Annotated in this window: 23 protein-coding genes; 12 read left to right on the top strand and 11 right to left on the bottom strand. The window is 62.9% G+C overall.

Features of this window, described 5'->3' with window-relative positions:
* Positions 1–6 precede the first annotated feature (6 nt).
* Positions 7–1,377 carry an exopolysaccharide Pel transporter PelG gene (gene pelG / locus MKD49_RS13155; protein ID WP_134136983.1) on the top strand — a complete coding sequence of 457 codons (1,371 nt, stop codon included), beginning with the start codon at positions 7–9 and terminating at the stop codon, positions 1,375–1,377.
* A gap of 33 nt (positions 1,378–1,410) precedes the next feature.
* Here pelG and MKD49_RS13150 read toward each other — a convergent pair whose 3' ends face one another.
* Both MKD49_RS13150 and MKD49_RS13145 read right to left on the bottom strand, forming a co-directional pair.
* Positions 1,411–2,967 (bottom strand): CYTH and CHAD domain-containing protein, encoded by a 1,557-nt coding sequence (locus tag MKD49_RS13150; protein WP_252696509.1) that lies wholly within the window; start codon positions 2,965–2,967, stop codon positions 1,411–1,413.
* Positions 2,952–3,833 (bottom strand): helix-turn-helix domain-containing protein, encoded by an 882-nt coding sequence (locus tag MKD49_RS13145; RefSeq protein WP_252696508.1) that lies wholly within the window; start codon positions 3,831–3,833, stop codon positions 2,952–2,954. Before MKD49_RS13145 ends, MKD49_RS13150 begins: the two co-directional genes overlap by 16 nt.
* 119 nt (positions 3,834–3,952) lie before the next feature.
* Between MKD49_RS13145 and MKD49_RS13140 the strand changes: the two genes are divergently transcribed.
* The gene (locus tag MKD49_RS13140; RefSeq protein WP_209584472.1) at positions 3,953–5,152 is read left to right on the top strand and encodes an MFS transporter; all 1,200 of its coding nucleotides are present in this window, start codon (positions 3,953–3,955) and stop codon (positions 5,150–5,152) included.
* A gap of 120 nt (positions 5,153–5,272) precedes the next feature.
* The gene (locus MKD49_RS13135) at positions 5,273–5,938 is read left to right on the top strand and encodes a ceramidase domain-containing protein (RefSeq protein WP_209584477.1); all 666 of its coding nucleotides are present in this window, start codon (positions 5,273–5,275) and stop codon (positions 5,936–5,938) included.
* Between the two features lie 9 nt (positions 5,939–5,947).
* On the opposite strand, the gene MKD49_RS13130 is transcribed toward MKD49_RS13135, so the two are convergent.
* Complete coding sequence (locus MKD49_RS13130) at positions 5,948–6,565, bottom strand: RDD family protein (RefSeq protein ID WP_252696507.1); 618 nt, start codon at positions 6,563–6,565, stop codon at positions 5,948–5,950.
* Between the two features lie 48 nt (positions 6,566–6,613).
* Complete coding sequence (locus MKD49_RS13125; RefSeq protein ID WP_121040567.1) at positions 6,614–7,555, bottom strand: 5'-nucleotidase; 942 nt, start codon at positions 7,553–7,555, stop codon at positions 6,614–6,616.
* A 250-nt stretch (positions 7,556–7,805) separates the two neighbouring features.
* Between MKD49_RS13125 and MKD49_RS13120 the strand changes: the two genes are divergently transcribed.
* The 6 genes from MKD49_RS13120 (at position 7,806) to otnI (ending at position 14,076) form a co-directional block, all read left to right on the top strand.
* Entirely contained in the window at positions 7,806–8,507 is a 702-nt protein-coding gene (locus MKD49_RS13120; RefSeq protein ID WP_121040565.1) for a FadR/GntR family transcriptional regulator, read from the top strand.
* A gap of 180 nt (positions 8,508–8,687) precedes the next feature.
* Positions 8,688–9,584 (top strand): L-threonate dehydrogenase, encoded by an 897-nt coding sequence (gene ltnD / locus MKD49_RS13115; RefSeq protein WP_252696506.1) that lies wholly within the window; start codon positions 8,688–8,690, stop codon positions 9,582–9,584.
* Between the two features lie 37 nt (positions 9,585–9,621).
* A complete protein-coding gene (gene otnK / locus MKD49_RS13110) occupies positions 9,622–10,908 on the top strand; it encodes a 3-oxo-tetronate kinase (RefSeq protein ID WP_252696505.1) in 1,287 nt (428 codons plus the stop codon).
* On the top strand, positions 10,905–11,552 hold the full coding sequence (locus MKD49_RS13105) for an aldolase (protein WP_008332714.1): 648 nt from the start codon (positions 10,905–10,907) through the stop codon (positions 11,550–11,552). The genes otnK and MKD49_RS13105 overlap by 4 nt, the downstream gene beginning before the upstream one ends.
* Positions 11,553–11,829: 277 nt before the next feature.
* Positions 11,830–13,143, top strand: coding sequence for an MFS transporter (locus MKD49_RS13100; protein ID WP_034341512.1), 1,314 nt, complete (start codon positions 11,830–11,832; stop codon positions 13,141–13,143).
* Positions 13,144–13,272: 129 nt separating this feature from the next.
* Positions 13,273–14,076 carry a 2-oxo-tetronate isomerase gene (gene otnI, locus MKD49_RS13095; protein WP_008332711.1) on the top strand — a complete coding sequence of 268 codons (804 nt, stop codon included), beginning with the start codon at positions 13,273–13,275 and terminating at the stop codon, positions 14,074–14,076.
* 91 nt (positions 14,077–14,167) lie between these two features.
* Here the strand turns inward: otnI and MKD49_RS13090 are convergent, their stop codons facing one another.
* The 3 genes from MKD49_RS13090 to cheD all read right to left on the bottom strand — a co-directional run bounded on the left by MKD49_RS13090 (position 14,168) and on the right by cheD (position 15,766).
* The gene (locus MKD49_RS13090; RefSeq protein WP_252696504.1) at positions 14,168–14,650 is read right to left on the bottom strand and encodes an addiction module antidote protein; all 483 of its coding nucleotides are present in this window, start codon (positions 14,648–14,650) and stop codon (positions 14,168–14,170) included.
* A 28-nt stretch (positions 14,651–14,678) separates the two neighbouring features.
* Complete coding sequence (locus tag MKD49_RS13085) at positions 14,679–14,978, bottom strand: type II toxin-antitoxin system RelE/ParE family toxin (protein ID WP_252696503.1); 300 nt, start codon at positions 14,976–14,978, stop codon at positions 14,679–14,681.
* A 176-nt stretch (positions 14,979–15,154) separates the two neighbouring features.
* Entirely contained in the window at positions 15,155–15,766 is a 612-nt protein-coding gene (gene cheD / locus MKD49_RS13080; protein ID WP_034341503.1) for a chemoreceptor glutamine deamidase CheD, read from the bottom strand.
* A 502-nt stretch (positions 15,767–16,268) separates the two neighbouring features.
* On the opposite strand from cheD, the gene mqo reads away from it, so the two are divergent.
* The gene (gene mqo, locus MKD49_RS13075) at positions 16,269–17,918 is read left to right on the top strand and encodes a malate dehydrogenase (quinone) (RefSeq protein WP_252696502.1); all 1,650 of its coding nucleotides are present in this window, start codon (positions 16,269–16,271) and stop codon (positions 17,916–17,918) included.
* 101 nt (positions 17,919–18,019) lie between these two features.
* On the opposite strand, the gene MKD49_RS13070 is transcribed toward mqo, so the two are convergent.
* Positions 18,020–18,880 carry an alpha/beta hydrolase gene (locus MKD49_RS13070; protein ID WP_252696501.1) on the bottom strand — a complete coding sequence of 287 codons (861 nt, stop codon included), beginning with the start codon at positions 18,878–18,880 and terminating at the stop codon, positions 18,020–18,022.
* A gap of 73 nt (positions 18,881–18,953) precedes the next feature.
* Positions 18,954–22,310 (bottom strand): autotransporter domain-containing protein, encoded by a 3,357-nt coding sequence (locus MKD49_RS13065; RefSeq protein WP_252696500.1) that lies wholly within the window; start codon positions 22,308–22,310, stop codon positions 18,954–18,956.
* A gap of 204 nt (positions 22,311–22,514) precedes the next feature.
* Between MKD49_RS13065 and MKD49_RS13060 the strand changes: the two genes are divergently transcribed.
* Both MKD49_RS13060 and MKD49_RS13055 read left to right on the top strand, forming a co-directional pair.
* Positions 22,515–23,210: a hypothetical protein gene (locus MKD49_RS13060; RefSeq protein WP_252696499.1), complete on the top strand. Its 696-nt coding sequence runs from the start codon at positions 22,515–22,517 to the stop codon at positions 23,208–23,210.
* Between the two features lie 7 nt (positions 23,211–23,217).
* On the top strand, positions 23,218–23,982 hold the full coding sequence (locus tag MKD49_RS13055) for an OmpA family protein (protein WP_252696498.1): 765 nt from the start codon (positions 23,218–23,220) through the stop codon (positions 23,980–23,982).
* Between the two features lie 88 nt (positions 23,983–24,070).
* Here MKD49_RS13055 and MKD49_RS13050 read toward each other — a convergent pair whose 3' ends face one another.
* Positions 24,071–24,439, bottom strand: a complete 369-nt coding sequence (locus MKD49_RS13050; RefSeq protein ID WP_209584494.1) for a DUF1493 family protein — start codon at positions 24,437–24,439, stop codon at positions 24,071–24,073.
* Positions 24,439–24,870 carry an STM2901 family protein gene (locus MKD49_RS13045; protein WP_252696497.1) on the bottom strand — a complete coding sequence of 144 codons (432 nt, stop codon included), beginning with the start codon at positions 24,868–24,870 and terminating at the stop codon, positions 24,439–24,441. Before MKD49_RS13045 ends, MKD49_RS13050 begins: the two co-directional genes overlap by 1 nt.
* Positions 24,871–24,880 lie beyond the last annotated feature (10 nt).

Genomic DNA, 24,880 nt, shown 5'->3' with positions numbered 1-24,880 from the left:
ACCGCCATGGCCGGTATCGGTTTTGAACTGCGCAAGATATTGAAGCGCGACAGCCTGCTCTCGCTGATGCAGGCGTATTCCTATGCGGCCCTGATCAGTTCGGGGCCGTGGATCATGTCCATCGTCGGCATCCTGGTCATCGGTTTGGTGAGCTATACGGTGAACATGCCCAAGCTGGCCATCGTGCAATTCCAGGTCAGCATCACCTACGTGATTTCGCTGTCGCTGATCTTCACCGGCATTTTCCAGCTGGCCTTGACGCGCTTCGCAGCGGACCGTCTGTTCGAGAAGGACAATCACGCCATTCTGCCCAATTTCCATTCGGTGTCGATGGCGGTGACGGTGGTGGGGGGCGTGCTGGGCCTGCTGGCGGTGGCCTTCCTGTTCCCGCAGCAGAGTGCGCTGTACCGGCTGCTGTTGCTGGCGGCCTTCATCATCATGTGCAACATCTGGATCGCCACCATCTTCCTGTCGGGGATGAAGCAGTACAAGGCCATCTTCTGGATCTATGCGCTCGGCTATGCCATCACGGTGGTGGCGGCGCTGCTGTTGCGTCCGCTGGGGCTGGAGGGTTTGATGGGCGGATTCGTGATCGGCCAGGCGGTGCTGCTGATGGCGATGATGGCGCTGATCCTGCGCAATTTTCCGTCGGACCGCTTCATCTCCTTCGAGTTTTATGAGCGCAAGAAACTCTATCCCTCGCTCATGGCCATCGGCCTGCTCTACAACACCGCGATCTGGATCGACAAGGCCATGTTCTGGTACACGCCCGAGACCAGCCAGGCCATCATCGGTCCGCTGCGCGCCTCGGTGATCTATGACCTGCCGGTGTTCCTGGCTTACCTTTCGATCATTCCGGGCATGGCCATTTTCCTGCTGCGCATGGAGACCGATTTCGTCGAGGACTACGATGCCTTCTACGAGGCCGTGCGCACCGGGGCCTCGCTGGAAACCATCGAGAAACACCGCAACGGCATGGTGGAAACGGTGCGCCTGGGCCTGCTGGAAATCATCAAGATCCAGGCCATCACCACTTTGCTGCTGATGGTGACGGGTGAGTCCATCCTGAAGTGGCTGGGCATTTCCACGCTCTACCTGCCGCTGCTCTACATCGACGTCATCGCGGCCAGCCTGCAGGTGGTGCTGCTGGGCATCCTCAACGTCTTCTTCTATCTCGACAAGCGCCGCATCGTGCTGGGCCTGTGCGGGGGACTGGTGGTGCTCAACTTCGCGCTCACCGCGCTCTCGCTGCACCTGGGTCCGACCTTCTACGGTTTCGGATTTGCGCTGGCGGTGTTCGTGGTGGTGCTGGCCGGTTTCGTGCTGCTCACCCGCAAGCTGGAACTGCTGGAGTACGAGACCTTCATGCTGCAATGAGCGCGGCGCTCATTGCAGCACTCATTGCGGTACTCACTGAGGCAACTCCTGCGCCTTCCATTTTTTCCACAGGCGATGCATGCGCTCGTGGCCATCGTTGACCTGGCCGGCCAGGAAGCCGCGCGCGTAGGCGATGCTCGGGGCCAGGCGTACCTGCTTCTGCTGCAGTTGCTGCAGCAGGGCATCGGCCACCACCAGGTCGTTCTGCACGCCCAGTTGCTCCTGCAGGCGTGACAAGGCTTTCAGGTAGGGGCGGCTGCTCTTCTCGCCATACAGCGCCTGGAAGAACTCGATGTCGTAGCGCATCTTCTTGGCAGCGATGCGGGTACGGTGGCGAGCGCGGTCGTTTTCTTCGAGATGCGCACCGCGCTTGTTGAGGCGTTTCTCATCCCGCCGCAGCATCTGCCGTGCATAGCGGAAAAGCGCTTGCGAGAGGGCTTCCTGTCCCGCCTCGCCGAGGCCATCGCGCCAGCCAGAGGTCAGCAGCCAGCGGCTGAACTGCAGGACCAGCGCGGTATAGCGCGGCGAGGCCACGGCCTGTACCGCCAGTGCATGTTCCTTGCCGGCTTCCACCAGCGCGGCATGGCGCACCCGTTCCAGATCGATGGCACCGATGGCGTGCGGTGGCAGCGTGGTCAGCGTTTGCGTGGCCAGTACATCCCAGTCACGTGCATGGCCGATGGCTTGCGAGACCCAGTCGAATTCAGCGGCCAGGGCAGCGGGCAGGGCAATGACGGGCTCGAACAGCGTGAAGGCCGAGCGCAGGCGGCGCAGGCCCACGCGCATCTGGTGCAGGCGTTCGATGTCGTCACTGTCCTGGTCGGCGATGTCATTGGCCTGGATCTGCTCCACGCAATTGTTGACCACCGCCAGGAAGGCCCGCTCCACCGGCATCTTGCGGGTCAGCTGCAGCGGCTTGGCACGGCTGGCCGACGAGGTGGCGGCAATGGCCTGCTGCGCACGGCGCGCCTGGTGGAACAATCCATAGCCGCGCTGCGCCTTGCTCTGGATGCCGATGCGCAGCGGCAGGGTCTGCAGCAGTTGCAGTGCGAAATCGAAGAGGGCGCTGGCCTCGCCCTGTTTGAGTTCCAGTTCGATTTCGCAGACCTCCGCTTTGAGCTCTCCATGTTCTACCGTGCCCTGGTCGAGCACGCATTCGACCTCGCTGCCATCTGGCAGTACCAGGTCCCACACCATGCGCTGGATGCGGGTGCTGAAGATGGGCGTCAACTGCGCAGCGGTCTTGTCGGAGAACACCTTCCTGGCCCAGGCTTCGTCGGAGGCCGCCAGCTCGCGCAGCACCGGCAGGTCAGGTTGTTCACCTTCCACCAGCGACTCCCATTCATTGCGCTGGTGCAGGCCGCCACTGACGCCGCCGCCTGCCTTGAGGGTCTGGATATATTCATTTCCGGTCCGACGCACCCGCAGTCCGGCTTCGTTCTGGCGCAGCAGCAGCTCGGGCGTATCGAAGTAGGTGCCGGTCTGGTCCTTGATGCGCGGCGCGGCCTGGGCGTAGCGCTTGATGAGCGGATGACGGATGAAGGCCTTGGTGTGCTCGGGAGCGAGCAGCAGTTTCAGTTCGGTTTCCATGAGGCGTTCCGTGTCGGTTGGAAGTAGGGGGCCGCCGGGCTGGCCGGTGGGGAAGAAGCGGGGCGGGCAAGCGGTGCCTGGCGCTGCGCCATGTAGCGCGCGGGCGGCTTGCCCAGGGTATTGCGGAACATGGTGATGAAGGCACTCACCGATTCATAGCCCAGGTCTTGCGAGACGCGTTGCACCGAGCTGCCCGAGGCCAGCCATTGCAGGGCCAGCATCAGGTGGATCTGCCGCCGCCAGCGGCCGAAGCTCATGCCGGTTTCGGCCTGCACGAAGCGCGCAAAACTGCGCTCGCTCATCGCATGACGCTGGCCCCATTCGGCCACCGTACTGCGGTCGGCCGGTTGTTCGGCCAGGTGGCGCGCAATGGCACGCAGGCGCGAATGCTGGGGCATCGGCAGGTGCAAGGGCAGGGCGTGGCGCTGGCTGTGTTCCAGTTCCTCCACCAGGACCGAGGCCAGGCGCGCGGTGCGCTCGTGCGGGGCGTAATCCTGGCGCTGCTCGGCGAGGTGGCAGATCATCTGCACCAGCAAGGGCGACAGTGCCAGCGTGCAGCACTGGTCCGGCATGCTGGCTGCATGTGGCGCGATGAAGAGGAAGCACAGCTGGCCGTCCAGCGTGACGCGGTTGCTGTGCGGCACGCCAGGCGGAATCCACACCGCCGACTGCGGCGGCACGATCCACATGCCCTGGGCCGTCTCGCAGGTGACCGCGCCGCGCAGGGCCACCACCAGCTGGCCCTTGCGATGGCTGTGGAAGGGGGTTTCTCGCTCGCTCTGGCTGGTATGCACGCGCAGGGCCGTGACCGCGGCGTCGAGGCGGTCCGGATCGTGTTCGACCAGGCTGGCGTAGAGAGTGGCCATAGGGAGCAGGGTTGACCGTTTTTAGCAATAGGCTGGCATTGTAGCCAAATTCGTACAGGCTGCGATTGGCTAAGCTGGGCGCTTGCTGCTTTCGATCAATCCTTGCCATCACGCCCGCCATGCACGCCACGCATCCTTCTCACGTTCGCCCTGTTCATCGCAGTGTCTGGCTCATTGCAGGCATCCTGCTGATCGCCGCCAATCTGCGCGCACCGGTCACGGCCGTGGGGCCGGTGATGGGGCTGCTGCAACAGACCTTCGCCCTCTCGGCCGGTGCCGCCGGGCTGATGCTGACCTTGCCACTGCTGTGCTTTGCGCTGGTCTCGCCGCTGGCGGCCCGCGTGGCGCGCAGCCTCGGATTGGAGCGCACGCTCCTGCTGGCCTTGCTGTTGATTGCGGGCGGTATCGTGCTGCGCTCTTCGGGATCGGTGGCGGCCTTGCTGGCCGGGACCTGCGTGATCGGCTGCGGGATTGCCGGCGGCAACGTGCTCTTGCCCAGCTTGCTCAAGCGCGATTTTCCCGATGACCTCACGCGCATGACGGCCATCTATGCGCTCACCATGGGTGGTGCGTCGGCGCTGGGCTCGGTCTGTGCGGTGCCGCTGGCGGCGGGCCTGGGCTGGGCGTGGGCGCTGGCTTCGTTCATTGCATTGCCGGTGGTGACGGTACTGGTCTGGCTGCCGCAATTGCGGCGTGATACGCGCCCGGCCACGGCGCCTGCGCGCGCGGCCTCGATGTGGCGGCAGCCACTGGCGTGGCAGGTGACCTTTTTTCTCGGGACCAATTCGCTGGTGTATTACGTGGTGACGGCATGGTTGCCTTCCATCCTCGCGGCCAATGGGCACAGTGCGGTGGAGGCGGGCAACCTGCATGGCCTGATGCAGCTGGCCTCGGCCTTGCCGGGCTTGCTGCTGGTGCCGCTGGGTCCGCGCATGCGCGATCATCGCCCGGTGGCGGTGAGCATGTCTGCTGCGACTGTCCTGAGCCTCATCGGCCTCATTGCGTGGCCACAGGCATCCATCGTCTGGGTGCCGCTGTTTGGATTCGGGACGGGCGCGGTGCTGATCCTGGGGCTGGCCTTTGTCGGTACGCGCGTATCGACACCACCACAGGCTGCTGCACTGTCGGCCATGGCGCAAAGCGTGGGCTATCTGCTGGCGGCCGCCGGGCCCATCCTCATGGGGCGACTGCATGATGCCAGCGGGGGATGGACGCTGGTGCTGGCGCTGTGTGCCGGCGGTGCAGTACTGATGGGCGTACTGGGCTGGCTGGCGGGGCGGCCGGGCAGGGTGATCGGGGCGGACACGCAAGGACAGTAAAGCGCGACTGGAAAAATTCTGCGGCTTCGCGGATCATGGCGGCTGCATCGTGAACAGGTGGCTTCTTGATCGCCGGTTACGATTCCCCCTTGATCTGCGACGACCAGCGCGACACACACCATGACCGCATCGCTTCTTTCCCCGGTAGACCTGTATTGCGAACGCCTCAGCACCGCCTTCTGGGCTGAGCCCGTCAATGCCCTTTCCAATCTCGCCTTCCTGCTTGCGGCGTATTTCCTGTGGCGCTTGCCGTTGCCGCAGGAACGCGGTGGCGTGGTGATGTCACGGATCCTGACGCTGATGGTGGCCGTGATCGGCGTGGGCAGTTTTCTTTTCCACACCTTTGCGCAACGCTGGGCCTTGTTCGCCGATGTCATTCCGATTTCGGTCTATCAGGTGCTGTTCCTGGCCTTCTATGTGCGCCAGGTGGCGCGCTGCAGCTGGCTGGTGACGATGGGCTGGGTGCTGTTCTTCTTTGTCGTCACGTATGGCGTCGGCATGCTGCCGGATCAGTGGCTCAATGGTTCGGTGGCGTCGTATGGATCGGCGTGGCTGTTCATTGGCGGGCTGGGCGTGTATCACTGGCGCATGCGCAAGGTGGAGCCAGGGATCCTGCTGCTGGCCACCGGTGTATTTACGCTGTCGCTGGTGTTGCGGTCGCTGGACATGGTGGCTTGTCAGTACGTGAGCATCGGGACACACATGTTCTGGCATTTGCTCAATGGGGTGGTGCTGTATTTCACGACCCGAGCTTTCGTACTCAACGCAGACCGCCCGCCCAGGTAAGCGAAGGCGTCAGAGCGTTACACTGACGCGGCTGTTGATCACTTGCGTGCCGGCCAGCAGATCGCCCAGACGGCGGCGCTGCTTGCCTAGTGCAAAGATGCTGTCAAGGATGCCGAGAAAGCTGCTGACATTCCTCACTGCGGATTGCAGCAAGCCGCACGCACGGTCATCCTTGTAGCTGACGACCTTCATATCCATCATGAGCTTGCCGATGCTGCGTCCGCCAATGCCGTCTTTGAAAAGAAGGTAGAGCACGGCCAGCGATACGCAGATCATTGAATTGGTCTCCCTGCCAGCAGGGGAAAGCTTCTCCATGGCAATCGTCACCACGAACAGGCCGACGATCGTGACAAACATGTCAAGGATGTGCGCGGTGAGCCGCCTGCCGAGCGATGGCAGCCGCAATGCTGCTGCGGCATTGACCATGACTTCGTGCCGGAAGCCTTCCTCGATGGTCCGTGCCTCGTCCGGATCCATTCCTTTCGTCTGCAGGACTTCTTGCAGTACCGCTTCGGCGGTCTCGGTCAGCGTGCCTTGGGCGCGCAGGTGCAAGAGGTCCTCCGCGCTCATTTCGTTGTAGGTTTCACGCAATTGCGCGGCCATGTTGCTGTTCAGGTCTGCTGCCATGTTTTCCCCTTGTTGTTGGTTGAGACGTCCGGATATCCGCTCTTGTATTCAGCCCTTGGCCGCCCGCCCCCGCGCCGCACGTGCCCCTTCCAGCGTGCCTCCCTTGTAAGGCACCCGCCCCGACGGCACCACCACGGCCGCCTTCTGCACATGCCCCTCCTGGTCATCAAAGAACATGTGCGCGCCGAAGGCCTGCAGTACTTCCGCCTTGTTCAGCCCGCCCAGGAAGAAGGCTTCATCCACCGTCACATTCCAGGTCCGCAAGGTATGGATGACGCGCTGGTGCGCCGGGCTGTTGCGTGCCGTGACGATGGCGATGCGCACCGGGCACTGCTTGGGCGGAAACTGTTTCTGGATCGCCGACAAGGCCAGCAGCAATTTGGCGAACGGCCCTTCCTTCATGGCCTTCTTGCGATGGCGCTGTTCATGCCGCGCAAAGGCCTCCAACCCCTTCTCCGCAAAGATGCGCTCGGACTCCGCCGAGAACAGCACGGCATCGCCATCAAAGGCAATCCGGATCTGCTTGTCCGGCGCACTGTAGTCCAGCGGCGCGGCATACAACTGGGCCGCCGCCACGCCGGCATCGATGGCTTCCTGCACGTCGCCGGTATCGCGCGAGAGGAACAGGTCGATCTTGAAGGCCTGCAGATAAGGCGCAGTCGGTCCGCCGCCGGTGAAGGCCGCACGACTGATGTCGAGCTTGTGGGCGGCAATGGCATTGAAGGCGCGCAGGCCGGTGTCGGGCGTGTTGCGCGAGATGACCACCACTTCCACCAGACGGCGTTCCGGAATCAGTTCATTGAGCTGCAACAGCGCCTTGACCAGCGGGAAGGCAGTGCCCGGCTGCAGCGGATCATTCTCGTGATCACGCTGGTACTGCGCATAAGCATCCACACCCTGCTGGTCGTAGATGGCGTTCTCCACTTCGAGATCGAAGAGGGCGCGGGAAGAGATTCCAATGACGAGCTTGTCCGAGAGATCGTAGGGCATGCGGCACATCCGTGGCAGGAAAGCCCTGATTGTAGAGCCCCCGGCCTGCTGGCGCAGCCTTGGCAGAGATATTCGTATTCTTGATGTCTGGAGCGAACTGCTGCATATATCACGTCAAGTTCCGTCAACTGCGCATATTGTTTGCCAAACGGGGGTGTTACTCCCGGTAAAGAGAAAAAATCGGATTGCCCCGTTCAAAATAAATTTGTATGATGACCGGATAACTTTACGATAACGACCGCGAGACAGCATGTTTCAGAAGATCCCCGCACAGGCGCTCAGCGACACTGTAGCCAGGCAATTGCTGGAAAACATCGACGCCGGTGCCTTCCCCCGGGGCAGCAAGCTGCCCACCGAGGCGGTGCTGGCGCAGCAGTTCGGTGTGAGCCGCACGGTGGTGCGCGAAGCCATCGCGCGCCTGAAACATGAAGGCGTGGTCGAACCGCGCCAGGGTAGCGGCGTATTCGTGACCGAGCAGGCCGGCATCAAGCCGCTGCGCATCGATTACACCGAGGTCAGTTCGCCCGAGGCGGTGCTGCAGATCGTCGAGCTGCGCCGTGCCATCGAGGCCGAAGTCGCCGCACAGGCAGCCAAGCGCCGCAGTGCAGAAGACCTGCAGGCGATTGACGCGGCACTGGTGCAGATCGGGGCCGATGTGGCAGCCGGCGGTGATGGCGTGGCCGCCGATGTGGCCTTCCATCGCGCACTGGCGCAGGCCACGCGCAATCCGTACTTCATCAAGACGCTGGAGTTCCTGTCCCAGTATCTGGAAGCGGCCACGGCGGTGACGCGTGGCAATGAAGCACGGTATGAGGATTTCTCGCGCCAGGTGCGCGAAGAACATGAGGCCATCGTCGCGGCCATTCGCGCCGGTGATGAAATGGCGGCCCGCAATGCCGCCCAGACCCACATGTTCAACGCGGCACGGCGCTTGAGCCAGGGACAGTCCTGAAGAGAGTGTCCCGGCTTGAACGGCAGCAAATGATTTGAATGTTTTAAACGATTTAAACGGTTTATAAGTTTTACGAAATTTGAAATTCTGACGCCGGCCTTTGCCGGCGTTGCATCATCAACCCGGCGCAATGTCCTGCCCGTCAAGAGCGGCAGCGGCGTCATCAATGCGGAGGCAATTATGTCCAAGAATGTAGGTGTGATCGGTTTGGGAGCCATGGGTTATGGCGTGGCCAGCTCGCTGTTGCGTGCCGGTTTCAATGTGCATGCCTGCGACGTGCGCAAGGAAGTCCTGGACAAGTTCGCCGCCGCCGGTGGCGTGGCCTGTGCCAACCCGGCCGAGCTGGCCGCCAAGGTCGACGTGGTCATCACCCTGGTGGTCAATGCCGCCCAGACCGAGATGGTGCTCTTCGGTGAGAACGGTGCCGTTCCCGCCATGAAGCCGGGCAGCGTCGTCATCTCCAGCGCCACCGTGGCGCCGGACTTCGCCGTCGAACTGGGCAAGCGCCTGGCAGAAAAGGGCCTGCTGCTGCTGGATGCACCAGTCTCCGGTGGTGCCGCGCGCGCCGCTTCCGGCGAGATGACCATGATGACCTCGGGTCCTGCCGACGTCTATGCCAAGATCGAAGACGTGCTGGCCGGCATGGCCGGCAAGGTCTATCGCCTGGGCGATACCCACGGCATCGGCTCCAAGGTCAAGATCATCAACCAGCTGCTGGCCGGCGTGCACATCGCCGCCTCCGCTGAAGCCATGGCCCTGGGCCTGCGCGAAGGCGTCAATCCGGATGCACTGTATGACGTCATCACCCACAGCGCCGGCAATTCGTGGATGTTCGAAAACCGCGTGCCGCACATCCTCAACGGCGACTACACCCCGCTGTCGGCGGTGGACATCTTCGTCAAGGACCTGGGCCTGGTGCTCGATACCGCTCGCCGCAGCAAATTCCCGCTGCCGCTGTCGGCCGCTGCGCACCAGATGTTCATGATGGCCTCCACCGCCGGTCATGGCGGCGAGGATGATTCGGCCGTCATCAAGATCTTCCCCGGCATCGACCTGCCGCCGGCCAAGGCCAAGTAATCCAGCGTCGTCCCTGCATCTGAATCGAGGAGTTTTCATGTCCACATCCCGTCCCTTGCTCGGTTGTATCGCCGACGATTTCACCGGCGCGACTGACCTGGCCAACATGCTGGTGCGCGGCGGCATGCGCACCGTGCAGACCATCGGCGTGCCCAGCGAAATGCCGGCCGTGGCGGCTGACGCGCTGGTGATCGCACTGAAGTCGCGCACCATTCCCGCTGCCGAAGCCATCGAGCAATCGCTGGCCGCACTGCGCTGGCTGCAGCAGCAGGGCTGCACGCAGTTCTTCTTCAAGTACTGCTCCACCTTCGATTCCACCGACGAAGGCAACATCGGTCCGGTGACCGATGCGCTGATGAAGGAACTGGGCGAGGACTTCACCATCGCCTGCCCGGCCTTCCCGGAAAACGGCCGCACCATCTATCGCGGCTACCTGTTCGTGGCCGATGTGCTGTTGAATGAATCGGGCATGGAAAACCATCCGCTGACTCCGATGACCGATGCCAACCTGGTGCGCGTCCTGCAGCGCCAGACCGAATCCAAGGTCGGCCTGGTGCGCTACGACACCGTGGCACGCGGCGCGGCCGCCACGCAGGAACGCTTCACCGCCCTGCGCGCCGACGGCGTCAAGATGGCCATCGCCGATGCTGTCTCCGACAAGGACTTGTTCACGCTGGGCGAAGCCTGCGCCGAACTGAAGCTCATCACCGGTGGTTCCGGCGTGGCGCTGGGCCTGCCCGAGAACTTCCGCCGCGCCGGTCTGCTGACTGCTGCCGGTGAAGCCGCGCAACTGCCCAAGGTCGACGGTCTGTCGGTGGTGCTGGCCGGTTCTGCCTCCAAGGCGACCAATGCGCAGGTGGCCGAATGGAAGGCCAAGCGTCCCGCCTTCCGCATCGACCCGCTGGCCCTGGCCCGTGGCGAAGACGTGGTGGCACAGGCGCTGGCCTTTGCCGATGAACGCATCAAGAACGAGCCGGTACTGATTTACGCGACCGCCACGCCCGATGAAGTCAAGGCCGTGCAGAAAGAACTGGGCGTCGCCAAGGCCGGTCACCTGGTCGAACAGGCGCTGGCATCGATCGCCGCTGGCTTGAAGCAACGTGGCGTGCGCCAGTTCGTGGTGGCCGGTGGCGAGACCTCGGGTGCGGTGGTGCAGGCGCTGGATGTGCGCGCCCTGCGCATCGGCCCGCAGATCGATCCGGGCGTGCCGGCCACTGCCACGCTGGATGAACAGCCGGTTGCGCTGGCCCTGAAGTCGGGCAATTTCGGCAGCGTCGATTTCTTCGAGAAGGCACTGCGCTATCTCGACGGGAAGACGGCATGAGCCGCAACACCAACGAAAGCGCGCTGCGCGAAGAGATCTGCCGCATCGGCGCTTCGCTCTATCAGCGTGGCTATACCGTCGGGTCGGCCGGCAACATCAGCGCACGTCTCGATGACGGCTGGCTGATCACGCCGACCGACGCCTGCCTCGGTTTCCTCGATCCGGCGGCCATTGCGAAGGTCAATGCGGCAGGGGAATGGGTCTCGGGCGACAAGCCCTCCAAGACCCTGGTCCTGCATCGCGCCATCTACGACAACAATCCCGAGATGCATGCGGTGGTGCATACGCACTCCACGCATCTGGTATCGCTGACCATCAATGGTGTCTACAGCGAGCAGGATGTCTTGCCGCCCATCACCCCGTATTACGTGATGAAGGTCGGCCACATCCCGCTGATCCGCTATGCCCGTCCGGGCGCGCCGGAAGTGGCCGAGCAGGTGGCGAAGATCGCCACGCAAGTGCGCGGCGTGCTGCTGGAGCGGCTCGGTCCGGTGGTGTGGGAAAGCTCGGTCTCCAAGGCCGCCTTCGCCCTGGAAGAACTGGAAGAAACCGCCAAGCTGTGGCACCTGGCCGGTGGCCGTGCCACGCCGCTGGAAGAGCCCGCGCTGCAGGACTTGCGCGACACCTTCAAGGCGCGCTGGTAGCAGTAACGGTAGCGCTCAGGCAGCTTCAGCAACCCATAGCAACAACACGTCATGGCGGACGCAGCCAGTCCGCCATGCCCCGCTTGCGCCCAACGGAAGGTGGTGGGTGCAGCCAAGCCGGCACAAGACCGGCCAATCAATGCCGGCCTGTGTATCGTTCCGCAAGGAGCGGCACGCGGGTCCGATTGAATCCATAAATTGCCCGTCAGACCACGGGCACCAAGCAACCAGCGGCCGTGCATAGACAGCCGCGACACTCTTAGGGAGATGTAACACCATGACCACCGCAAGCACTTCCGGCGTCGGACTCGACGTCAACGACAAATCCAAGGACGGACTGTACAAGAAAGTCTTCTGGCGCATCATGCCGTTCCTGATGCTGTGCTACGTGATCGCGTATCTGGATCGCGTCAACGTCGGCTTCGCCAAGCTGCAGATGTCGCAGGACCTGGGTTTTTCCGAGACCGTCTTCGGTCTCGGCGCTGGCCTGTTCTTCATCGGCTACTTCCTCTTTGAAGTGCCCAGCAACATCCTGATGCACAAGGTCGGCGCGCGCATCTGGATCGCCCGCATCATGATCACCTGGGGCATCCTCTCGGCGGCCTTCATGTTCGTGCAGAACGCGACCCAGTTCTACGTCCTGCGCTTCCTGCTGGGCCTGGCCGAAGCCGGTTTCTATCCCGGCATCATCCTGTACCTGACCTACTGGTTCCCTTCGCACCGCCGTGCCAAGGTGATCGCGGTCTTCATGTCCGGCATTCCGGTGGCCGGCATCCTGGGCAACCCGCTGTCGGGCTGGATCATGGATGCGTTCCACAACAATGGCGGCCTGGAAGGCTGGCAGTGGATGTTCCTGATCGAAGCCATTCCGGCGGTCCTGATCGGCGTGGCCACGGTGCTGTACCTGGACAACGACGTCAAGAGCGCCAAGTGGCTCTCCGATGAAGAGAAGGCCAGCCTGCAAGCCGACATCGACGGCGATGCCAAGGGCAAGGAAAGCAAGCACGGCTTCGGCGCCATCGTGAAGGATGCGCGTGTCTGGCTGATGTGTCTGATCTACTTCTCCTTCGTCATGGGTCAATACGGCCTGACACTGTGGATGCCGACGCTGGTCAAGGCCACCGGTGTGAAGGGCAACCTGGAAATCGGCTTGCTGTCGGCCATTCCGTTTGGCTGCGCCATCATCGCCATGAACCTGATCGGCCGCAGCGCCGACCGCATGCGTGAGCGCCGCTGGCACCTGGTGATCCCGGCCCTGATGGGTGGCGTGGGCTTCGTGGGTGCGGCGCTGTTCGCCGACAACACCGCGGTCTCGATCGCATCGCTGTCGCTGGCCGCGGCCGGCGTGCTGACCTGCGCACCGCTGTTCTGGTCGCTCCCGACCGCCTTCCTGTCGGGCGCTGCGGCGGCTGTCGGTATTGCCGCCATCAACTCGGTGGGCAACCTGGCCGGTTTCGTCAGCCCCTACCTGATCGGCTACCTGAAGGACCTGACCCACAACAACGCTACCGGCATGTACATGCTGGCAGTGATGCTGGTGGTGGGTTCGATTGCCACGCTGGCCACCAAGCCGGGCATGGTCAACAAGTAATGTGATGTCCCGTTCAAAGCCCGCATGCCTGTGCCTGCGGGCTTTGACGTTTTCTGCACCTTCTGCCTGTGTGGACGCGCGCAAGAGTGTTCGCGCTACACTGGCCCCTTCGTTACCAAGGAGAATCCGATGCTGCGTTTTGCCGCCAACCTGAGCATGATGTATGTGGAACACGATTTCCTGGACCGCTTCGCCGCCGCCGCCAAGGATGGCTTCTCCGGCGTCGAGTTCCTGTTCCCTTACGACTATCAGCCTGAAGAGATCAAGTCGCGCCTGGAGGCCAACGGCCTGACCCAGGCGCTGTTCAACGCGCCCCCGGGTGACTGGGCTGCCGGTGAGCGCGGCATCGCCTCGCTGCCGGGCCGCGAAGACGAATTCAAGCGCAGCATCGAGACTGCGCTGAAGTACGCCTCCGTCATCGGCAACAAGACCCTGCACGTGATGGCCGGCCTGATCAAGCCCGAGCAGGATCGCGCGCGCCACCGTGCGGTGTACCTGGACAACCTGTCGTATGCGGCACACCAGGCTGAATCGGCCGGGCTGACCGTGGTGATCGAGCCGATCAACACCCGCAACATTCCGGGCTTCTTCCTGAATCGCCAGGACGATGCGCAGGCCATCTGTGCCGAAGTGGGTGCGCCCAACCTGAAGGTGCAATTCGACTGCTACCACTGCCAGATCGTCGAAGGCGACGTGGCCGTGAAGTTGAAGCGCGACATGCCCGGCATCGGCCACATCCAGATTGCCGGCGTGCCCGAGCGCCATGAGCCGGATGTGGGTGAGCTGAACTATCCGTATCTGCTCAAGCTGATCGACAGCCTGGGTTACCAGGGCTGGATCGGTTGCGAATACAACCCGGCGGGAGCGACCTCGGCGGGACTGGGGTGGTTGAAGGCGCTGGCTGAGCAAGGCCTGACCACGCTCAAGAAGTGATGGCTTGACGGCTCCGGAACCGGAGCTGGCTGAGATGTGAGAATGCCGTCCGGTGTTGAGCCGGACGGCATTTTCTTTGATTGCGCAGGACTCAAGCGCAGATAGGGTTGCCTTGTTTTCCGCTCTTGGTGGCACGCGTCGTGCCGGGCTTTTTCACCGGTATCATCTTGGTGATGGCGGCGCGTCGTGGTGCCGGTTTCTTTGTTGCAGGAGCCTGGGCTGATGATGTTTTTACGGTGCCGGATCGTTTGGCTTTGCGCCCCCCCTGAGGTGCGGCAATGCTCAAGCGCAGGTCGAGTGCTCCGAGCAAGCGAAGGACGGTGCCCAGCCTGGGCTCCGCACCCGGCTTGAGGGTCTTGTAGAGGCTTTCACGCCCCAAGCCTGCTTTGCCGGCCACCTCCGCGATACCCTGCGCGCGGATGACGTCACTGAGTGCGGCCATCAGGAAGTCAGGATCGTTTTCTTCGAGCGCAGTTTGCAGATAGGCCGTGATGGTCTCTTTGCTGTCGAGATAGTTCGCCGGATCAAAGGTGGAAACGTGCAGATCCTTGTTGCTAAGTTTTCGGCTGGTCATGGTGACTCCCTTGAGATCCCGGTCGATGTCATGAATTCTTCAATTGATTCCATAACTCCCTTGCCGCGACGATATCGCGCGCTTGGGTAGATTTGTTTCCCCCGCATAGCAAGAGATAGGTCACGTCGGCCTCCCTTGCAAAATAGACGCGATATCCGGGCCCGTAATTTATTCGCATTTCGCTGACGCCATCACCAACTGGTTCGCAGTCACCGAAATTGCCATGGCTGGCACGCCATATACGAGCCAGGATGCGCGCTCGCGCCTGCGGATCCTTCAGGCGGGTCAGCCACAACTGGAATTTGCCTGTTTCCTTGATGATGTACATGGGGAGCGATGGAAGCATTGTATGCGATATCGCTCAGGATTGTATCCATTTGGATACAATAGACCCGAATCACTCTCTTTTGTTGCGTTCAATATCGTGAATTGACGAGCCTTCCTGCATGCGATGGAACGACTCATGTGCGGAAAATGAGTGGCGTTGAAAACGTCCCGAAAACGTCAGAACAAATCAATTTCCCCACCCACCGGCTTGGCCTGCAGCTTGGACGCATATTCACGTTCGCGACTGGCCAGATCGGCAGCGGCGTCCTTGATCTTCTTGACCAGCACCTTGCCCGTGCGCGGGAAGAAATGCACCTTGCGCGGCCAGATGTCGTTGAGGTCTTCGGCCACCACGCGGATCTTCTCGGCCGACAGGTAATTCTTGACGAAGGCGGCATTGCGTTCGCCCACGTTCATCGCGTTCATGCCGCGCAGCACCGCGCCTCCGCCGAAGACCTTGCATTCCAGGTTCTCGCGCCGGGCACCGGCCTTGAGCACGTCGTTGATCAAGACTTCCATGGCATAGGTGCCGTAGCGCATCGAGGCCGAGACCGGGCTGTCGGCTTCGCCGCCGCCATCAGGCAGCATGAAATGGTTCATCCCGCCCACGCCGCTGACGCGGTCGCGCAGACAGGCCGAGACGCAGGAACCCAGCACGGTCACGATCATCATGTCCTCGCCGGTATAGAAATATTCGCCCGGCAGGATCTTGGCAGTGTCGCAATTGAAGGCCCGGTCGTGATACCGATACGACGCGAAATTCTCCGGCTTGTTGATGACGGTTTGCATACGGGCCCCTGATCGTTCTTGTGTGCGCCCCGATGAGGGACGGTGAGTGTTGGCGGTTCATGCATTGTCAGTCAGGCACGGCCCACACGATATCGGGGAATTCCCTAGCCCAAAACATGCTTGTGCGCCATCGTTAATAGGGGATATCCGCAATCGCCTTTGGCTCCCGTCCCGTGGTACGCTGCGCCCCCTCGACATGACCCGATCCCGGTCCGCTCTGACGGAGACGATTTGTACAGGCATTCCCCAAATGCCGGAGACAGGTATCGGACAGGCAGTTGAAACCGGCAGGCACCACCCAGGCTACAGGCCTGTACGTGCGCCGTGGCCCCGCGCGGCCACGCCCGGCCGGGCTTGCATTGATCTGCAAGGCCCACATGACGCAGCGCTTTCGCGCCCGCCCTCCACGGCAGGCGCTGCGGCCTGTGACATGCACCGGTTGTCCGACTCCCCGCCACTGTGCAGGGGAGGCAGCCCTCTCTCATCACAAATGGATTAGACAATGTTGAAAAAATCCTTCCTGGCCCTGCTGGGATTCGTAGTTGCGCTGGTCGTCACGCCCGCTTCGCAGGCGGCGGACGTCAAGAAGGTCGACGTGCTGCTGGTCGGCGGCGGCATCATGAGCACCACCCTGGCGGTCTGGCTCAATGAGCTGGAACCGGGCTGGTCGATGGAAATGGTCGAGCGCCTCGATGGCGTGGCCGAAGAAAGCTCCAACGGCTGGAACAACGCCGGCACCGGCCACTCGGCCCTGGCCGAACTGAACTACACGCCCGAAGACAAGGACGGCAAGATCCAGATCGCCAAGGCCATCGAGATCAACGAAGCCTTCCAGATCTCGCGCCAGTTCTGGTCGTGGCAGGTCAAGAGCGGCGTGCTGAAGAATCCGCGCTCCTTCATCAATTCCACCCCGCACATGAGCTTCATCTGGGGCGATGACAACGTCGCCTACCTGAAGAAGCGTTACGAAGCCCTGCAGGCCAGCCCGCTGTTTGCCGGCATGCAGTATTCGGAAGACCACGAGCAGATCAAGAAGTGGGTGCCGCTGATGATGGAAGGCCGCGACCCCAACCAGAAGCTGGCCGCCACCTGGACCCCGCTGGGTACTGACGTCAACTTCGGCGAAATCACCCGCCAGTTTGCAGCCTACCTGCAGACGCGTCCCAACTTCGGCCTGAAGCTCTCCAGCGAAGTGCGCGACATCACCCGCAACGGTGATGGCACCTGGCGCGTGGTCTACAAGAACCTCAAGAATGGCAGCACCACCGAGACCGATGCCAAGTTCGTCTTCATCGGTGCCGGTGGCGGTGCCCTGAAGCTGCTGCAGAAGTCCGGCATCCCCGAGGCACGCGACTACGCCGCCTTCCCGGTGGGCGGTTCCTTCCTCATCACCGACAACCAGGACATCGCCCTGCGCCACCTGGCCAAGGCCTATGGCAAGGCCTCCGTGGGCGCGCCGCCGATGTCGGTGCCGCACCTGGATACCCGTGTGCTGGATGGCAAGCGCGTGATCCTGTTTGGCCCCTTCGCCACCTTCTCGACCAAGTTCCTGAAGCAGGGCTCGCTGTGGGACCTGTTCTCGGCGACCACCACGCACAACGTCTGGCCGATGGCCCGTGTCGGTATCGATGAATACCCGCTGGTGGAATACCTGGCCGGCCAGTTGATGCAGTCCGACGATCAGCGTTTCGCCGCGCTCAAGGAATACTTCCCCAACGCCAAAAAGGAAGACTGGCGTCTGTGGCAAGCCGGCCAGCGCGTGCAGATCATCAAGCGTGATGAGGCCAAGGGTGGCGTGCTGAAGCTGGGCACCGAAATCGTGGCCTCGGCCGATGGCAGCATCGCCGGTCTGCTGGGTGCCTCGCCCGGTGCCTCGACCGCCGCGCCGATCATGCTGACCGTGCTGCAGAAGGTCTTCAAGGACAAGCTGGCCACGCCCGAATGGCAGCAGAAGGTGCGCCAGATCGTGCCCAGCTATGGCACCAAGCTCAATGACCACCCGGACCAGGTCGCCAAGGAGTGGGCCTACACCGCCGATGTGCTGCAACTGATGCCGCCGCCGGTGATCGCGCCCAAGGCGGCCGGCCAGACCGGCAAGGGTGGCAGCATGGAAAAGCCAAAAGCCAACGCATCGGCCGATATGGCGCTGTGATGGCGGGGTTGCCTGTTTTTCAGGCAATCGCGATATGAAGTTTTGTTAGAAAAATGGGTAGCCCGGATTTTCCCGGCTACCCATTTTTTATGGCGGATCGGTCAGGAACGCTTGGCCGCACAAGGCAGGGGCACTGCCAGCAGCCTGGGCCAGAGTTGATCCCATTCGCTCTGGTGCGCCATGCCCTGCACGGTCACCAGTCCGGCGCAGCGGCCGACCTGGTCGACGAAACTGTGCGTGATGGCAGTGGGGATGACGGTATCCTCGGCACCGCTCACATGCAGTTGCGGGATGCGCTCCACCTGCGCCGCCACATCGATGGGATTGAGCGAGCCTGGCATCTGCGAGACCTTGTGCCATTGATTGACGGCCACGTGATCGAGGTTGCCGGCCACCGTGCGGATGGCGCTCACATCCTTGCGCCGCGCCGCCAGCAGCACGGCGATGGCACCGCCGCCCGAGAATCCCACCAGCTCCAGCCGGGCCGGCTGCAGCCGCGCCACATAGCGGCTCAGGGCCTCATCCATGGCACTCACCACCAGCGGGGAATAGCGCAGGCCGGCCCAGTACTCCGGCTGGCAGATCGGATTGCGCGCCATCGGCGTGAACTGGCAGGGCCGCGCCAGATACACCACGTCGCCGCCATCGCTGGCGGCCAGGCGCAGGCCCATGGCGGTATGGGGCGTCGGATCGGGGGAGACCTGAGTACGCGTGATCCAGGCGCGGCCATCGCCTTCCAGATACACGCGCAACAGCGGGGCTTTCGGGCGCGCGTGCACGTAGGCCGTCAGCACGAAGGGACCGCCGCGGACTTCCTCGCGTTGCAGGCCGGCAGGTGCGACCAGGGCATCGGCACGTTGCACGAGATCGGGATCGCTGGCGCAGCCGGCCAGCAGGGCGAGGCTGGCGAGGGCCAGGGCAGGGCGGGGTAGCCGGAACCGGGAGAGGAAAGAGGAGCGCATCGGGCGATTGTCGCCGGAGTGAAAAAGGCCCGCAAGCGCAAGCTGCGGGCCTTGTTTCATGGACAGGTCAGCATCAGAACAGCCAGCCCACACGTGCGGTCAGTTGATGCATCAGCGAGCGGTCGCGGACTTCGGCGTCATAGCCGAGCGTGCCATAGCTGCCCTGGGCTCCGTTGAAGCGATAGCTCACGCCCAGTTGCACGGCATCGCGATTGGGTGCGGTGCTGGCGGTGGTGAAGCTGGGGCCGCCGGCCACGAAGCTGGCGGTGACATCCGGGTTGCCCGCCAACTCGTGCAGGTAGCGCGCACGCAGTTGCAGGCGGTCGCCGTTGTCGCTCAGGCGATTGAATTCCGCGCCCAGGGTCGGCTGTACCGAATTGGCGCGGCTGGATTCCACGTTCTGCGCCAGCGCCGCATTGCCGCTTTCGGTGTAGCCCTCATTGCTCAGGTGCGACAGGCGCAGGCCGGCCAGCCAGCGGCCCGACCAGCGCTGGCTGAGGGCGAAGGGCAGGCCGGCTTCCACGCGGGCACCGACCTGCCAGCCGTTGTAGCTGCCGCTGACGGTCTGGCCGAGGAAGGGGATGGCACGCTGGCTGCTGTAATGATTGCCGCCCACCATGAGCGCGCCGTCGAGCGTCCAGCCATCCATGTCCAGGCCAACGTAGCCGCCCACATGCACCGCATCGACGTTGACGTCATTGCCGCTGGCGTTGTCGCTGCCACGCGTGCCGGCACGCGTGTAGCCGAGCGTGAGGCCGGCCACTTCGCGGGCGGAGAGGTCGGTCTCCATGCCGGCGGCCATGCCGTAGGCGCTGACATCATAGCCATCAGCGCCGGCGCGGGCCTGCTGACGGCCCCAGGCACCGAGACCTTGCAGCCAGACACGGCCGCGTGCGGCGGCTTCGCCGGTGGCCACGCCGCTGCCACCCTGGCTGGCCACAGGCGCATCGCCACGTGCGCTGTCCACGCGTCCGGCCACGGCCGAGAAGACGCTGCCCATGGAGACCTGCGCCGCCTGCTGGCTGGCGCGATTGGTTTCCGGTTGCAACTGGCGCACCGCGCTACGATAGGCGGCGGCCGTGGGCAAGGCATCCAGCGAGGCCAGCAGGTTCTGCACCTGGGCGTTGCTGCTGTTGTTGCCGAGCGCGTCGAGCGCGCGGCCCAGCGGGCTGCCGCTGACGTCGCTCACGCTGGCGGTGCGCCGGGCGGTGAGGATCAGGTCATTGCCCGAGACTTGCAGACCGTAGTCCAGCGTGGCGGTGTCGGCCAGCTGGATCGTCGACACATCGACCGACAGGCCGCTTGCGGCCGAGAGGATGGTCCAGCGTGCGGTGTTGGGGACATAGGTCTTGACCACCGGCTGTAGGGTCGCACCGTTGGCCAGCGTGGCGCTGCCGGCTGCATTGATCCGATCGGCCTGCGGTCCCGCCACGGCCACCTGCAGGGTCCCGTTGCTGCCCACGGAGAGATTGCCGCCGACGTTGATGGTGCGCGTGGCCGTACCCTCCGCCGCCTGGAATACGCCATTGATGGCGAGGTTGCCGCTGGTGCCGAAGGCGCCATTGACCTGCAGTACCGCCCCCTGGTTGACGGTCATGTTGCTGACGGTGCCGAGGTCGTAATTGAAGCGTGTGACGCCGTCGCGCACGACGTAGTTTTCAAAGCCCGACAGCACCCCGGCCGCAAAGGTCTGCGTGCCGCCGGTGGTGAGCGTGTCGATGCCTGCGCCGCCGTTGATGGTGCCGATCACGGTGCCACCCAGCAGTTGCAGTGAATCGTCGCCGTCGCCCATGTCGATGGCCAGACCATTCTTGCCTTCGATGCGGCCGTAGTTGATCAGCGTATCGTTGCCGCCGCCCATCTGCACCGCCGCGCCCGGTACGGTGCTGCCACCCTGGCCGGTGAGCGTGGCCTGGGCGCCGCCGGTGATGACGCCGCTGGCGTTGTTGATGAGCGTGTCATCGTAATTGCCGACCAGACCGATGGCGATGCCCTTGTTGCCGGTGATGCTGCCGTCGTTGACGATATACGCCTTGGCACCATTGACGCCACTGGCCCCGCCGGTGCCGCGCCCGGTGGTGTTGCCGTTGTTGTAGGTGATGCGCGGATTGCTCGGGTCCTTGGACCAGTCATTGCCATCGTCGATGAGGATGCCGTGGGCATCGCCATAGATCACCGCGCCCGCGTGGTTGATGATGGTGCCGCCACCGGCGGCGATGCCATCGGCACCGTTTGGCTGGCCGGTGGAATCGAGGCCGCCTGCGCCATTGCCACGGATGGTCCCCCAGTTTTCGATATAGGCGGTGCCGTCGATATCGACGCCGTCGCCATCGCCATTGCTGGTGGTGGCGCCATTGCCGAGCACGTCATACACGCGTCCGCTGCCGGCGTAGTTGCCGATGATGGTGCCGTAGTTGAAGACCACGCCATGGCTGTCGAAGCCCACGCCCGAGCCATTGTTGCCGGTGATGACGCCGCCGGCCTGGTTGATCACCACGTTGTTGCTGATGGTCACGTTGCTGCGCGTGCTGCCATCGGCATAGGTGGCGTCGAAGGTGATGCCGGTGGCGCTCAGGCGCGGCGTGAGCTGGATGGCATTGGCGAGATTGCTGTCTGGTGTGGCGGCCACCGGATCACCGCCATCGATGCCGTGGCGCGCACCGGTGATGCTGCCGTAGTTGACGATGACCGCATTGCGGATGCCGTCGTCGATGGAGATGCCATCGGCCGCTTTCGGCGGCGAGCCGCTGGCACAGGCCGACAGGTAATCCGGGCAGGAGGTGTTGACCGGGCTGGTGGTGAAGATGCGTCCGTAGTTGGTCAGCAGAATGTTGGAGCCCATCTTGATCGCGCTCGAACTCGACGAACTGATGGTGGCGCTGCTGTTGCTGGCCGAGCCGTTGACGATGGTATTGCCGGCGGTGGAGTAGTCGCCGTTGGCATTGATGGCGTAGTTCTTGCCGTTGTCCGCATTGGTGGGCGTGGGGCCGGTCTGCGAGATGGTGCCGAGGTTGACGATGGAGAAGGTATCGCTGCCTTTGCCGATCAGGATGGTCGGTGTCTTGGCGCTGCTGGAGGAGCTGGTGATGACGCCGCCAGCGGCGTTGTTGAGGATCAGGTTGACCTTCTTGTGGTTGATGCTGATGGCTGTCAGGCCGCTGTTCTGGCCGATGGTGCCGGCGTTGTTGATGGTGACGGTGCTGAGGTTGTCGTTGTCCTGCGAGGTGCGGATGGTGGCCGCGCTGCCGGAAGCCAGGGTGCCGCCGGCATTGACGGTGATGGTATCGGCGCCGTTCTTAGTCAGGGTCTTGGCGCTGGTGTCGGTCGCGCCGTTGGCCACCGTGTAGTTGGCCGCCTGGGCAGGGGCATGGATGGCTTGCAGGGCCAGGGCCAGCGGAAGCAGGCGAAGAGGTAAAGAAGAGCGGGCCATGTGCAAAGAAATTGGTAGCAAGTTGTCAAGAACTGAAAGTTTGCTGACAACTTGTGACCGGACCATTACATCGGTCGGCTGCGCGGGGCTTTTCGTCCCTCAGTGTGGTCTTTCTGATAATCTCCTGTCGTGACAAGACGCTGACAATGTAAAGAAGAGGGGGAGCAAGGATGGGAAGGTTCGTCATGCAGACAGGGGCTGTTCATGGATAAATCGCTGTGGAGTTTCCTGCTGCCGCAATGGGATGGCACGGCCTATGGCGGCCTGCAGTGGGTGTTTGCGCTGGTGTTGCTGTTGCTGGTGATCGCACTGCCGCTGCTGCTTTCACGCAGCGCCCGGCCTGCACAGTGGCAGGCGCGGTGGCAAGCGCTGACCGGTGAGCGCGGGCCTCTGCCTGCGACGACCACTCCGGACGAACTGAGCCAGGCCGTGGCCGCTGCGCCGGAACGCTGGGCCGCCGCGATGCCGGGCTTGATCCTGATGCTGGGTTTGCTGGGCACCTTCATCGGCCTGGGCCTGGCCTTGACGGCGACGGCGGGCGTGCTCGGGCCACAGGCCGCACCGGGGGCGTTGGGAGCGGTGATCGATGCGCTGGGCAGCAAGTTCAAGATTGCCGCGTGGAGCATGCTGGCGTTTCTGATTCTGAAGTGCTGGATGATCTTGCGCGGGCATGAGCAGGCGCGGCTGGCGTGGAGCATCGGCATTCTCAAGGACGCGGCCACTGCGGCTGCGCAAGCGCAGGCGGTGCAACACGCAGAAGAACAGCAGCGTCTGGTCGACGCCATCAAGCAAAGCGGACAAGCCCTGCTGGCGGCACAGCAGGCCGAGGCTCAGCGCGCGCATCTGCGCCATGGCGAATGGCTGGAAGCGCTGCAGCGCCAGTCCGGACGTTCTTCCTGAGGCCGTGATGAGTCAATCCGATCACGAATGGGTCGCGGCTACCGGGCTGATGGCGGCGCTGGCGGGGGTATTGATCGTCCTGCTGGCGGTGAGCCGGGCGGGTGGTCCCGAGATTGCGCAGCTGCGTGCGGAGGCACCGCAGGTGGCAGCCGCTTCCACGTCGGCACCGGCACCGGCTGCCCCCTTGCCTCCTGCAGCACCCACCCCACCGGCGCCTGCAGCGGCTGAAGCTGCACCACCGCCAGCCGCGCCGGCGACGGCCCGCCGCGAATCCGACGGGCCGGGATTGACGGTCGTGTTGCGCCAGGTGCAGACGGTGTTTGCGCAGCAGGGCGCTTCCAACCTGGTGGCGGTCGATACCGAGGCGGGGAAGATTACGCTGAAAGAGGGGGCATTCCGGCGCGGCAGTGCTTGCGTGGAGCCGGAAGCGCGGGCCGCGTTTGCGCAGGTCGAGGAGCGGATTGCGGAGTATTTGCAGCAGTATCCGGCGGGCCGCATCTATGTGGAAGGCCATACGGATGACAAGCCGGTCAAGGCACCGGTGACCGATGTGCGGGCGTATTGCACGGTCTACGATGACAACTTCACGCTGTCTGCGGCGCGTGCCCGCGAAGCGCGCTTGCTGCTGATCGGACGCAGTGCGCCGGAAGCGGCGCGCCGCGTGATCGTGGCGGGGTATGGGGATTCGCAACCGCTGCAGGGGCTGGCAGCCAGTGATGAACGCAACCGGCGGGTGGAGGTGCGGTTCGTCAATGGGGGGGAGAGGAATTGAGCTCAGGTCGTGATCGTCGCAAGCGGAGCGATCAGGGCGGATTTTTTACGTATTTTTATTATCAGCTGGCGTGATGGGGAGGGGTGATTCATGTCTGTGAAAGTGATGACAATGAATCCAGGCGGGCACAATCCCATCGGCCATCAAGGGCTGCCTGGTAGAGCATGCCCAGGGTGATTGGTGGCCTGTCGTATGAAGCCCGCTTTTTCTTCGAGATCATGAGCAGGAAAATCTCAAGTGGGCTGAAGCCTTCGGGGACAAAATAGTGATCAAAATTGTAGTCCCCGAAGTCGATGGAGAATTCTTCAAAGAAGTGCTCCATGAAATCAACCGCTTCTTCACCATCGACATCCAAGTCATTGTAGAGCTGAGTATCGCGAGTGATCAGCTTTTTGGGACTCGTGCTGTTTTCCTTGCGGACCCAAGCTTCCAATCTTTCCCAAGTAATGTCCCGCATTAAAAGACCCTGTCTTCCGGTTTGACCCTGCGATTATAGTTCGCGATAGAACGGCTGGTGATCGACGCTACGTTATAGGCTAATACCGCCCACCCGACCATGGGTACCGCACGACCAATAAATTTTCCGATATTGGCTGTCATCAAAATTTTGAGCGTCTTGATACTTCTGTTAGTAACAGTTGGAAGAATCTTTCTCTTCAAATCGTAGTTGAGATATCTACGCCCCATGATTGAGGCTAACGAGGTGCCTTTGGTTGCGCCCCGAGGCTTGGCTCTGGTCGGAATCCAATTTTGACCGACAAGAACTGCGGCAGCAGCACTGACGTCATCGACGCCAAACTCTTTGCACGTCTCATCGATGAAGACGTAGAAGAGCAGCTCGTTAGGGGAAAGTTTGGTGTGCAGGCCAAAGCTGTATGTGTTGTCCATGATTTAGTCT

Source organism: Herbaspirillum sp. WGmk3 (genome assembly GCF_023952535.1).
Taxonomy (GTDB): Bacteria; Pseudomonadota; Gammaproteobacteria; order Burkholderiales; family Burkholderiaceae_D; genus Herbaspirillum; species Herbaspirillum huttiense.
This window is presented reverse-complemented; position numbering and strand designations above follow the sequence as displayed.